The organism is Kocuria oceani (assembly GCF_029524215.1).
Taxonomy (GTDB): domain Bacteria; phylum Actinomycetota; class Actinomycetes; order Actinomycetales; family Micrococcaceae; genus Kocuria; species Kocuria oceani.
In genome coordinates this window covers 204,466-217,004 of the sequence record NZ_JARAMH010000003.1, presented here as the reverse complement: position 1 = coordinate 217,004, position 12,539 = coordinate 204,466, and the positions used below count along the sequence as shown (strand labels likewise).

General features: G+C 72.9%; 5 protein-coding genes and 1 pseudogene. 3 read left to right on the top strand and 3 right to left on the bottom strand.

Annotation, left to right across the window (positions count from 1 at the left end):
• Both PU704_RS04655 and PU704_RS04650 read left to right on the top strand, forming a co-directional pair.
• A complete protein-coding gene (locus tag PU704_RS04655; RefSeq protein ID WP_277550389.1) occupies positions 1 to 3,600 on the top strand; it encodes a DUF3376 domain-containing protein in 3,600 nt (1,199 codons plus the stop codon).
• Positions 3,601 to 3,610: 10 nt separating this feature from the next.
• Entirely contained in the window at positions 3,611 to 6,247 is a 2,637-nt protein-coding gene (locus PU704_RS04650; RefSeq protein WP_277550388.1) for a DEAD/DEAH box helicase, read from the top strand.
• 74 nt (positions 6,248 to 6,321) lie between these two features.
• On the opposite strand, the gene PU704_RS04645 is transcribed toward PU704_RS04650, so the two are convergent.
• The 3 genes and pseudogenes from PU704_RS04645 to uvrB form a co-directional block, all read right to left on the bottom strand.
• Positions 6,322 to 7,653 carry a TerC family protein gene (locus PU704_RS04645; RefSeq protein ID WP_277550387.1) on the bottom strand — a complete coding sequence of 444 codons (1,332 nt, stop codon included), beginning with the start codon at positions 7,651 to 7,653 and terminating at the stop codon, positions 6,322 to 6,324.
• 512 nt (positions 7,654 to 8,165) lie between these two features.
• Positions 8,166 to 9,077: pseudogene (locus PU704_RS04640) on the bottom strand (TerC family protein); the annotation flags it as partial.
• Positions 9,078 to 9,439: 362 nt separating this feature from the next.
• The gene (gene uvrB, locus PU704_RS04635; RefSeq protein WP_047803974.1) at positions 9,440 to 11,560 is read right to left on the bottom strand and encodes an excinuclease ABC subunit UvrB; all 2,121 of its coding nucleotides are present in this window, start codon (positions 11,558 to 11,560) and stop codon (positions 9,440 to 9,442) included.
• Positions 11,561 to 11,651: 91 nt separating this feature from the next.
• Here uvrB and PU704_RS04630 point away from each other — a divergent pair, with 91 nt between their 5' ends.
• Entirely contained in the window at positions 11,652 to 12,518 is an 867-nt protein-coding gene (locus tag PU704_RS04630) for a phosphatase PAP2 family protein (protein WP_338130212.1), read from the top strand.
• The last annotated feature ends 21 nt before the right edge of the window (positions 12,519 to 12,539 follow it).

The window sequence follows — 12,539 nt, the reverse complement described above, 5'->3', positions numbered from 1 at the left end:
GTGCCGGCCGAACGGGCCGGGGCGCAACCGGGGGCGGGCGCACCGGGTGCCGGGCTGCGGCTGAGCGTCCTGCCGCCGGACCGGCGGCTGACCGAGGCCGCGGAGGGACGGCCGCCCGCCTTCGGGCGCACGCTCCGGTTCGCCCTGGCCATGCGCGGTGGGGTCAGCCTGGCGGTGTGGATCGGCGGGGCGGTCGCGGAGCTGGACCTGCTGCGCCGGATCCGGATCCACCGGGACCCGGCGGGCGGGCTGCACGCCCTGCTGCTGCAGCCCGCGGGCGAGTCCGACCCGCACACGGCCGAGCGCGCCCGGGTCTACGCCGGGCTGCTCGCGGACGCGGGATACGACCGGGTGGAGTTCGACCTCCTCGCCGGGGCCAGTGCCGGCGGGCTGAACAGCGTGGTGCACGCCGTGGCCCAGCGCGCCGGCACCGGGCTGGGCGCCCTGGGCCTGCTGTGGCAGGAGCACGCGGCGCTGGGCCGGCTGCTGCGCCCCCTGGGGCGGGCACCGGTCGATTCACTGCTCCAGGGCGACGCCTACCTGTGGCCGCGCGTGCACGAGCTGCTCGCCGCCGTGCACGGGGACCCGCGGCACCACCCCGACCTGGTCGCCGAGCACGTGTCCGTGGACCTGTCCGCCACCGTGCTGGACAGCGACCCCTCCGGCCACAGCGGCGCGGCGGAGGGCCGCGGCGGGTTCCACTTCTCCTCCCCGGAACCGGGCCGCCCCGCCCCGCCGCTGGGCAACGACATCCCCGCCCGTCCCGCGGCGGCCGGGAAGCCCTCTCCGGAGACGCCCGAGGAGGCCGGCCACCGCGCCGCCTCCCTGGCCCGGCTGGCCTACGCGGCCCGCGCGACGTCCTCGTTCCCCGGCGCGTTCGAACCCGCCGCCGTGTGGTCGGCGCCGACCGCGGGGCGGCTCGGCGGGTTCCCCCGCCCGGACCTCAGCCACGCCTTCTCGGCCCACCGCGACCCGGAGCAGCTGCCCTTCCGGGTGGTCGACGGCGGGGTCTTCGACAACATCCCCATCGACCGGGCCGTGGCGGCCGCCGGCACCCGGACCTCGCTGCGCCACGCCGACCGCTGCCTGCTCTACCTGGACCCGGACCCGCCCGCCGCGCGGCCGGTGCGCGCCGGCGACCTGGACCTGCCGCGCCTGGTGCGCACGCTCTGGGCCACGGTCACCCGGCTGCGCCGGCGGGAGACGGGCGAGGACGAGGTCCTGGCCCTCTCCGACCGCCGGGACGACCGGCTGCTCGCCGACGGGCGGCTGCACCCGCTCGCCGCGCTGCCCGTCGCCTGGGACCCGGCCGCGCGGGAGGACCGGCGCCGGGCGTACGTGCGCTACCGGGCCCGGGCGGACGCCGCGCTGCTGGCCCGCCTGCTGACCCGGCCCGCGCAGTGGCAGCTGGCCTCCACGCTCCCCCGGCGCCGGGAGGTGCACGCCCGGGACGCGGCCGAGGTCGAGCCGCTGCGGCAGGAGCTCGCCGGGCGCTACGACGCCCTGTCCCGCGGCCCGTTGACGGCCCCGGAGGCCACGGCCGTGCTGCGCGGCCCGCAGGCGCTGGCCGACGCGGCGTCCTGCGTGCTCGCGTGGGTGCGCTTCCTCGAGTCGCTGCTGCTCGCCCCAGGGGTCGGCCCCGTGGCCGGCCCGGTCCCGTCCGCCGGATTCGACCCGGCGCCCGCCCGGGCGAGCGCGTACCGGGTGCTGGCCGCCGCCGGCCACGCGCGGGACGCACTGTTCGCGGCGGTGCTGGAGGCCTGCGCGGACCCCGGGGCCCCGGTCACGGCCGCGGTCCCCGTCTGGCTGGACGTCTCCGTCCCGGCACCCGGGGCCGGGGAGGAGGCATGGCGGGAGCTCGACGCCGCGGTGGCCGCGCTGCGCGGCGCCCACGCCGCCGTCCGGGCGCAGTTGGGGACCGAGCGCCGGGCGGACGGCGGGCCCGGCGCGCCGTCCGCCCCCGGGGACGAGAAACCCGGGGACGAGGAATCCGGGGACGAGGAGCCCGACGACCCGGGGCCGAGCCGGCGCAGCATCTGGCGCGAGTCCCCCTGGTCCGCGGTGCCCGTCACGGGCCCGGTGCCGTCCGCCGCGGACCTGCCCCCGCTGTTCGCGGCGGCCGGCATCCCCACGCCGGTCTCCGGCATCAGCTACGGGGAGATCCGCGGCGACGGCGCGCCCGCCCGGCCCGAGGACCTGGGACCGCTGCCGCCCGCCTGGGCGCGGCGGCGGCTGCAGCGCGCCCTCGACGCGGCGGGGCTCCCCGGCGCCGGCGACGACGAGCTGCGCGGGATCCTGGCCCCCGACGCCGAGCGGCTGCCCGCGCGGGACAAGCTCGCCGGCGCCGGGCTGTTCAACTTCCGCGGCTTCCTCGCCGCCGACTGGCGCGCCAACGACTGGTGGTGGGGCCGCCTCGACGCCGCGGCCGGTGCGGCGTCGTTCCTCCGCGGGCTGCCCGCACGGTCCGGGTCCGGCGTCGACCCCCGTGCGGGCGCCGAGGCGCCGGCCGGCGCGGACCCGGCAGCGCAGCGGCCGGCGCAGGAGGCCGCCGCGCTGCAGCAGAGCCTGCTGGACGAGCTCGGCGGCGGGGACCGGCAGCACGCCCTGACGACCCTGGAGGCCGGGGCGGACGGCTTGGCCCGGCTCACCCCGGGCTACCGGGTCTCGCTGGCCTCGCGCGGGCTGCGGGTGCTCGGCCGGGCCCTGGCCGGGACCCCGGACCTGCCTCGCGGGGTGTGGGAGCTGCTGCTGTTCCTGGTGCAGCCCGTCTTCGTGCTCCTCCCCCTGCTGCTCGTCCCGGTCCGGGCCGCGCTCGGGTTCGTGGCGGCCGCCGTGGCCCTCGGGCTGCTCGCCGCGCCGGACCCGGCCGGCCGCGCCGGCGAGTTCGTCCTCGTCGGCATCGGCGCCGTGCTGCTGGCCTCCGCCCTGGCGCGCACGGTGCACCGGGCGCACCGGGGGTGGTCCCGCGTCCTGGCGGCGGCCGGTGGTGCACCGCCCGCGGCGCTCGCCGAGGCCGGCGCGGCCCGGGACGCGGCCCTGCGCCGGGCCGGGTGCTGCGGCGCCGCCGCGGCCGCGCTGCTCCTCCCGGCGGCGGCCGCCGCGACGGCCGGCCGGAGCGCACCGGTGCTGCTGCTGCTGGCGGGGGCGCTCGGGCTGGAGCGCTGCGCCGCCGCCGTGGCGCTGCGGGTGCCGGGGCGGGAGCCCGTCGACGAGGTGGTGCGCGCGGCCGGCGTCGTGCTGGTCTCCGTGGCCGGGTGGGTGCTCGTCGTCCTGGTCGTGGCGGACCCGGTGGCCCTCCGGCCCGGCGGGGGGCCGGCGCTGCTCGTGGCGGCCGGCGCGGGGGCCGTGCTCGGGGGTCTGGTCCTCGCGGGATTCCTGCGCCCGGGCTGGGCCGCGCTGGTGGCCGGCGCCGCCGCGAGCACCGCCGCCGCGGTGCTGGGGGCCGTCGGGGCGCTGACCGATCGGCCCGGCGCGGGGGCAGTCGCGGCCCTGCTCGGCTGGGCCGCGGTGCTGTGGTGGGCTCCGCAGGAGCCGATGCTGCGCACGTGGGAGCGCTCGGAGGAGCTGCGTCCGCCCGGTGGCCGGCGGGCGCGCGGATAAGCTGGGGACGATGAAACTCCTCGAAGCCCTCTCCCCCGAGCTCGGCACCCCGGGCCATCCGTACTACCGCGGCGACTTCGCCTCCAACCCGCTGTCCGGGGACGAGGTGTACGAGGGGTTCCTCGGCTGGATCGCCTCCCGGGACATGGAGCTCTATCCGGCCCAGGACGAGGCCGTCCTGGAGTTCGCGAGCGGGTCCAACGTGATCCTCGCGACCCCGACCGGGTCCGGGAAGTCGACCGTGGCGGTCGCCGCCCACTTCGCCGGCCTCGCCGCCGGGCAGCGCTCCTACTACACGGCCCCGATCAAGGCCCTGGTCTCGGAGAAGTTCTTCTCCCTGGTGGAGATCTTCGGCGCCGAGAACGTCGGCATGGTCACCGGGGACTCCGCCGTCAACGCGGACGCCCCCATCGTGTGCTGCACCGCGGAGATCCTCGCCAACGTGGCCCTGCGCGAGGGCCGGGACGCGGACGTGGGCCCCGTGGTGATGGACGAGTTCCACTTCTACTCCGACCCGCAGCGCGGCTGGGCGTGGCAGGTGCCGCTGCTGGAGCTGCCGCAGGCGCAGTTCCTGCTCATGAGCGCCACCCTGGGGGACGTCTCCCGCTTCGAGAAGGACATGACGGAGCTCACCGGGCGGCCGACGACGACGGTCTCCTCCGCCGAGCGCCCGATCCCGCTGCACCACTACTGGTCCGAGGACCCGATCCACGAGGCGCTCGAGGAGCTGCTGAGCACCAACCAGGCCCCGGTCTACGTGGTGCACTTCTCCCAGCTGCAGGCCATGGACCAGGCCCAGAACCTGATGTCCGTCAACGTGCTGTCCAAGGAGGAGAAGGAGCGGATCGGGGAGCTCATCGCCGGGTTCCGCTTCTCGGCCGGCTTCGGCAAGACGCTCAACCGGCTGGTCCGCCACGGCATCGGGGTCCACCACGCGGGGATGCTGCCCAAGTACCGCCGGCTCGTGGAGCAGCTCGCCCAGACCGGTCTGCTCAAGGTCATCTGCGGCACGGACACCCTCGGGGTGGGCATCAACGTGCCCATCCGCACCGTGGTCATCACGGCCCTGTCCAAGTTCGACGGCGAGCGCACCCGCCGGCTCAACGCCCGGGAGTTCCACCAGATCGCCGGGCGGGCCGGGCGGGCCGGCTACGACACCGCGGGCACCGTGGTGGTCCAGGCGCCCGAGCACGTCATCGAGAACACCAAGGCCATGAAGAAGGCCCACGCGAAGTTCGGCGACGACCAGAAGAAGCTGCGCCAGGTGGTGAAGAAGAAGCTGCGCCAGGTGGTGAAGAAGAAGCCGCCGCAGGGCTTCGTCTCCTGGGGGAAGCCGACGTTCGAGACCCTCGTGGCCGCGGAGCCCGAACCCCTGAGCTCCTCCTTCACCGTGACCCACTCGATGCTGCTCAACCTGCTGCAGCGGCCCGGGGACCCGGTGCTGGCCGCCTGGCACCTGCTCACGCACAACCACGAGACGCGGCAGCGCCAGCGCGCCCTGCTCAAGCAGGCGATCGGGATCCTCAAGGAGCTGCGGGCCGCCGGCGTCGTCGAGAAGCTGGACGCCCCGGACGAGGAGGGCCGCACCTGGCGGCTGACCGTGGAGCTGCAGGAGAACTTCGCCCTGAACCAGCCGCTGTCCCCCTTCGCCCTGGCCGCCCTGACGCTGCTCGACCGCGAGGCCCCCGGCTACGCGCTCGACGTCGTCTCCGTCATCGAGGCCACCCTCGAGAAGCCGCGCCAGGTGCTCAACATGCAGGAGAAGAAGGCCCGCGGGGAGGCCGTGGCCGCGATGAAGGCGGAGGGGCTGGACTACGAGGAGCGGATGAAGGAGCTCGAGGAGGTCAGCTACGCCAAGCCCCTCGAGGAGCTGCTGACGCAGGCCTTCGAGACCTACCGCACCGGGGCCCCGTGGGTGGCCCAGTTCGAGCTGACCCCGAAGTCGGTGGTCCGGGACATGTACGAGCGGGCGATGACCTTCGGCGACTACGTGCAGTTCTACGGCCTGGCCCGCTCCGAGGGGATCCTGCTGCGCTATCTCTCGGACGCCTACAAGGCCCTGCGCCAGACGGTGCCGCTGGACCTGCTGCGCGAGGACCTGGAGGACCTGGTCGAGTGGCTGGGCGAGCTCATCCGGCAGACCGACAACTCGCTGCTGGACGAGTGGGAGAAGCTCGCCGCCGGCGAGGAGTCCCCCATGGGCACCTCCGCGGACTCCCTGGAGGAGCTCATCGACGAGCAGCCCCCGGTGATCACGGCCAACCCGCGGGCGTTCCGGGTCATGGTCCGCAACGCGCTGTTCCAGCGGGTGGAGCTGTTCGCCGACGAGAAGGACAAGGTGCTCGGGGCCCTGGACGGCGCGCACGGCTGGGACCGGGACCGGTGGGCGGACGCCATGGACGCCTACTTCGACGAGCACGAGGACATCTACACCGACCCCCAGTCCCGGGGCCCCGGCCTGGTGCGCATCGACGAGCGGCCCGAGGGCCTGGACGGGTACTGGACCGTGGTGCAGGTCTTCGACGACCCCGACGGCCACCACGACTGGGGGATCAACGCCCGCATCGACCTGCGCGCCTCCGACGAGGACGGCTTCCCCGCCGTGCTCGTGGACAACGTGGGGCCGGTCACCGAGACGGGGCGCTGACCGCCCGTACCCGCCGACGACGGAGGCCCCCACCCGGCCGGGTGGGGGCCTCCGTCGTCGGCTCGGGCTCCGCGTCAGGCGGAGTGGCCGGTGCTCCCGCTCCGCGGGGCGTCCGGCGTGGTGGTGCCGGCGGCGTCCTGCGTCTCGACGTGCTCGCCGCGGATCGCCTCGGCCTCCGGGGCCGGGACCACGTCGGGCTCGGGGCCCACCCCGGTGCGCTCGAACTCCCGGTGCTTGCCGCGGGCGCGGTCCAGCAGCTCGTGGAAGTGCTTCTCGGACTCGAGCAGCTCCTCGCGGTGCTTGTCGGAGATCTTCGGCATCTGCCGCTGGTACTTGGCGGCCTTGTCCGCGAGCTTCTGGCGCTCCTCCGGGGAGGCGTCCTGGGGCAGGGTGACGTACTGCTCGGCGACGGTCTGGAGACCGTTGAGCACCCGCAGCGCCCGGCCCTTGGGGCTGAACAGCGAGGCGAGGACCGTGACGACCAGCACGCCCACGATCACGGTGAGGGACAGGGCGATGCTGACCTCGACGACCTCCACGTGCTCGCCGTTGTTGATGAACGGCAGGTTGTTCTCGTGCAGGGCGTGCAGGATGAGCTTCACGCCGATGAAGCCCAGGATGATCGCCAGGCCCCAGGAGAGGTAGATGAGCCGGTCCAGCAGCCCGTCGATGAGGAAGTACAGCTGGCGCAGGCCCATCAGCGAGAACGCCACGGCGGTGAACACCAGATAGGTCTGCTGGGTCAGGCCGAAGATCGCCGGGATCGAGTCCAGGGCGAAGAGGACGTCCGTGCCGCCGATCGCGACCATCACCAGCAGCATCGGGGTCATCGCCCGCTTGCCGTTCTGGATGGTGAAGAGCTTGTCGCCGTCGTAGTGGTCCGTGGTGTGGATGAAGCGCTTGGCCAGGCGGACCATGAAGTTGTCGGCCTCGTCGTGCTGGGAGTCCGAGAGCTCGCCCTTGATCAGCGACCCGGCGGTGAGCAGCAGGATCAGGCCGAAGAGGTAGAACACCCAGGCGAACTGGTTGATCAGCCCGGCGCCCACGAAGATCAGGGCGGTGCGGGCGATCAGCGCGAAGGTGATGCCGAAGAGCAGCACCTTCTGCTGGTCCTCCCGCGGCACCTTGAAGGACGCCATGATGATGAGGAACACGAAGAGGTTGTCCACGGACAGCGCCTTCTCCGTGATGTACCCGGCGTAGTACTCCCCGGCGTAGCGACCACCCCACTCGATCAGGACGAACAGGCCGAACAGGAGGGCGAGGCCCACGTAGATCGCCGACCAGATCGCGGCTTCCTTCAGCTGGGGCTCGTGCGCCTTGCGCACGTGGAACACGTAGTCGAAGAGGAGCAGGCCGAGGATGGCCGCGATCGTGACGATCCAGACGGTGAGTGAGACTTCCATGATTCTGCTTTCGGGGGTCGGGTACGGGACAGCCGTAAGTCTCTCCGCCGAGCGCGCCGCACCGTTGGGGTGCGCCGCGCTGGGACCGGCCGCTGCGTCCGGCCGGGTCCGGGGACCCGACGTGCTGACGTCCACAGCGCTGAGGGATACTCCCCTAGGCTGGGCTCAGTCTATACAGCCGTCCGGGCGGAACCGTGCGCAGGGCCCGTGCCGCCGGTCGGCGGTACGGGCCCTGCGCACGTCTCACCGGTCCCGCTGGACCGGACACCCCGGAGCCGGCGGGCTCAGCGCCCGGCCGCCCGGCGGGGGTCCGACGACGCCGTGCCGCTCTCGGCCCGGTGCTGCTCGACCGACTTGCCGGTGCGTTCGGCGAGGTCCGGCAGCTCCACGGAGGACCGCTCGGCGGCCGCCACGGCGGCGTGGTACTTCAGCACGAGGTCCGCCTGCACCGCCCGCATCTGACCGGTGCTCGTGTCCTCGCCCGGGCTGCGGTACGTCTCGATGGCCCGGTGCAGCTCCGCCGCCGCGTGGGCGGAGCGGCCCCTGGGGCTGAGCATCGACGCGACCGTGGCGACCGCGATGATGGCCACGATCACGCCCAGGGACACGAACGTGGGGATCTCCGGGGCCCAGGCGATGTGCTCGCCGCCGTTGATGAACGGCACCTCGTTCTCGTGCATGGCGTGCAGGATGAGCTTGACCCCGATGAACGCCAGGATCAGTGACAGGCCGTGCTTGAGGTAGATGAGCCGCTCCATCAGCCCGCCGAGCAGGAAGTAGAGCTGGCGCAGGCCCATGAGCGCGAAGATGTTGGCGGTGAAGACGATGAACGGGCTCTGGGTGAGCCCGAAGATCGCCGGGATGGAGTCGAAGGCGAACATCAGGTCGGTCACGCCGATGGTCACGAACACCACGAGCATCGGGGTGAACACGCGCTTGCCGGCCACCGTGGTGCGCAGCTTGTTCCCGTCGTAGTGCTCCGTCATGGGCACCACGGTGCGCAGGCGGCGGATGAGCCCGTTCTCCTCGGCCTCGTCCTCGCCGTCGTCCTTGGCCTGCTGGTAGGCGGTCCAGAGCAGGAAGACGCCGAACAGGTAGAAGACCCAGGAGAAGTTCGCGATGATCGTGGCGCCCAGCAGGATGAACACCCCGCGCAGGACCAGCGCGATGATGATGCCCACCATCAGCACCTCCTGCTGGTACTTCCGGGGCACGGAGAAGCGGGCCATGATCACGATGAACACGAACAGGTTGTCGATGCTGAGGCTGTACTCGGTGATCCAGCCCGCCACGAACTGGGTGCCCTGCTCGGCGCCGGCGAAGACGAACATCAGGCCCGCGAACACCAGGGCGAGGGCCACGTAGACGCCCACCCAGGTGCCGGCCTCCTTCATGGAGGGTTCGTGCGGGCGCTTGGCGACCATGATCAGGTCGAAGAGAAGGATGCAGCCGAGAACGACGAAGGAGCCGATCTCGAACCACGCGGGTAGCTGTGTGTGCACGCGAATTCTTTCGCTTGGAGATGGGTGAGCCCGCGGGCCGGCGTCGTCCGTGGAGCGGGGCGGACCGGGGCGTCACGATGAGCCGCAAGTCTCTCCACCGCTCCTGGCGGGCTCCGGGCCCGGATGCCGAGGTGCGGCCGCTGCGACCGGCCCGGCTCCGTTGCCCGGCGTGCTGACGATCGCAGCGCTGAGGGATACTCCCCTACGCGGGGAGCACTCTACCCCAACCTGGGAGAACGCCGGGAACCGGTGTCACCGCGGGTCGCGGTCCCGGCGCGACGGGCTCAGGCGTGCCCGGCCTGCTGCATCTGCCGCAGCTCCTTCTTCAGGTCCGCGAGCTCGTCGCGGATCCGCCCGGCGAGCTCGAACTGCAGCTCGGCGGCGGCGGCCTGCATCTGCTCGGTCATCTGCGCGATGAGGTCCACCAGGTCCTCCGCCGGGGCGGCGGCGACCCCGTCCCGGCGCAGCTTCTGCTCCGCGGCCGCCACCGCGTCCCGCCCGCCCCGGCCCGCGGTCGGGGCGGTCTTCTTCCCGGCGGCCGCCCGCCGGGCCAGCAGCTCCTTGGTGTCCTCCTCCTCGCGCTGGAGCTGGTCGGTGATGTCGGCGATCTTCTTGCGCAGCGGCTGCGGGTCGATCCCGTGCTCGGTGTTGTAGGCGACCTGGATCTCCCGGCGCCGGTTGGTCTCCTCGATGGCCGTGGCCATCGAGTCGGTGATCCGGTCGGCGTACATGTGCACCTGGCCGGAGACGTTGCGGGCGGCGCGGCCGATCGTCTGGATCAGGGAGGTCGTGGAGCGCAGGAACCCCTCCTTGTCCGCGTCGAGGATCGCCACGAGGGAGACCTCGGGCAGGTCCAGGCCCTCGCGGAGCAGGTTGATGCCCACCAGGACGTCGAACGTGCCCATCCGCAGCTCGCGCAGCAGCTCGACGCGCCGGAGGGTGTCGACGTCGGAGTGCAGGTACTGCACCCGCACCCCGTGCTCCATGAGGTACTCGGTGAGGTCCTCGGCCATCCGCTTGGTCAGGGTGGTGACGAGCACCCGCTCGTCGCGCTCCACCCGCACGTTGATCTCGTCGAGCAGGTCGTCGATCTGGCCCTTGGTGGGCTTGACGATGACCTCGGGGTCCACGAGCCCGGTGGGCCGGATGATCTGCTCCACGTAGCCGTCCGCCTGGGACAGCTCGTACTTGCCCGGGGTGGCGGAGAGGTAGACGGTCTGGCCGATCCGCTCCAGGAACTCGTCCCACTTCAGCGGCCGGTTGTCCATCGCGGAGGGCAGCCGGAAGCCGTGCTCCACGAGGGTGCGCTTGCGGGACATGTCGCCCTCGTACATGCCGCCGATCTGGGGGATCGTCACGTGGGACTCGTCGACCACCAGCAGGAAGTCGTCCGGGAAGTAGTCGATCAGGCAGTGCGGCGCCGAGCCGCGCGGGCGGCCGTCGATGTGCAGCGAGTAGTTCTCGATGCCGTTGCAGTAGCCCATCTGCTCCATCATCTCGAGGTCGTACGTGGTGCGCATGCGCAGCCGCTGGGCCTCGACGAGCTTGTTCTGCGACTCGAGCTCCTGCAGCCGGGCGGCGAGCTCGTCCTCGACGGACTTCACGGCCCGGGCCATCCGGTCCGCACCGGCCACGTAGTGGGAGGCCGGGAAGACGTACATCTCGGTCTCCTCCCGGATGATCTCCCCGGTCAGCGGGTGGAGGGTGTAGATGGACTCGATCTCGTCGCCGAAGAACTCCACGCGGATGGCGTGCTCCTCGTACATCGGGATGATCTCCACCGTGTCCCCGCGGACGCGGAAGGTGCCGCGGTGGAAGTCGACGTCGTTGCGCGCGTACTGCATGTTCACGAACCGGCGCAGCAGCTCGTCCCGGTCCATCTCCTCGCCCTGGCGCATGGTGACCATCTGGGCGACGTACTCCTCCGGGGTGCCCAGGCCGTAGATGCAGGACACGGTGGCGACGACCACGACGTCGCGGCGGGTCAGCAGGGCGTTGGTCGCGGAGTGCCGCAGCCGCTCGACCTCCTCGTTGATCGAGGAGTCCTTCTCGATGAAGGTGTCCGTCTGCGGGACGTAGGCCTCGGGCTGGTAGTAGTCGTAGTAGGAGACGAAGTACTCGACCGCGTTGTTCGGCAGCAGCTCGCGCAGCTCGTTGGCCAGCTGCGCGGCGAGCGTCTTGTTCTGCACCATCACGAGGGTGGGCCGCTGGACCCGCTCGATCAGCCACGCGGCGGTCGCCGACTTGCCGGTGCCCGTGGCGCCGAGCAGGACCACGTCCTTCTCCCCCGCCTCGATGCGCGTGGCCAGCTCCTCGATGGCCCGGGGCTGGTCGCCCGCGGGGACGTAGTCGGAGATGACCTCGAAGGGGGCGACCACACGGTTGATCTTCTGCGCCAGGCTCATGGATCCAGGCTACGCTCCGCCCCGGACACGGAGAGCGGGTTCCTCCGGAGGCGATCAGCCGGCACCCGGGACGCCGTAGGCTCTCCCTCACGTGCCCCAGGACGACTCCGCCGCGCGGGCGGACCGGGCGCGCGGACAGGGGGACAGCGTGACCGACGACCTGCGGCGGACCGGCAGCCACCAGGACCGGTTCCTGGGCGAACAGGACCTCACCACCTGGCGGACCCGCCTGGGACGCTTCCTCGTCCGGTGCGTCCGACGGCTGGCCCGGTGGCTCGGACCGCACGCGGCGGTGCTCGTGCCGCTGGTAGTCGGACTGGGCGTCGCGGTGACCATGACGGTCGCCTCCGCGGAGGTCTACGAGGCCGTCATGGACCAGGACGACGCCGCGGCGCTGGACCGGCCCCTGCTGCAGGCCGCAATGACGGTCCGCTCGCCGTGGCTGGACACCCTCGTGACCGCCTACACCCACGTGGGCGGGGTGATCGGCATGCCGATCCTGGCGGCGGTGGCCATGGTCTGGCTCGCCCTCAGCCGGCGGTCCTGGACCCCGGTGCTGCTGGTGACGGTGGCCGCGGCCGGATCGCTGCTGATGACCGTGGCCGGCAAGCCCCTGATCGGCCGGGCCCGCCCGGACCTGGCCGACGCGATCCCGCCCTACGAGTACTCGGCGTCCTTCCCCAGCGGCCACTCCCTGAACTCGTTCGTGATCGCGGGCACCGTGGCCTACCTGCTGGTCCTGCGGCAGCGCACCCGCGTGGCCCGCGGCCTCACGGTCGCCGCCGCCGCGGCCTTCGCGGTCAGCATGGCGCTGAGCCGGGTGTACCTGGGCCACCACTGGTTCACCGACGTGCTCGTGGCCCAGACCCTCGGAGCGGCGTGGCTGGCCCTGGTCATCACGGCGCACCGGCTCCACCTCACCGTCCGGCGCCGCGGCCCCGCCTCCCTCGACTCCTGACGGGCGGCGCCCGGACCCGGT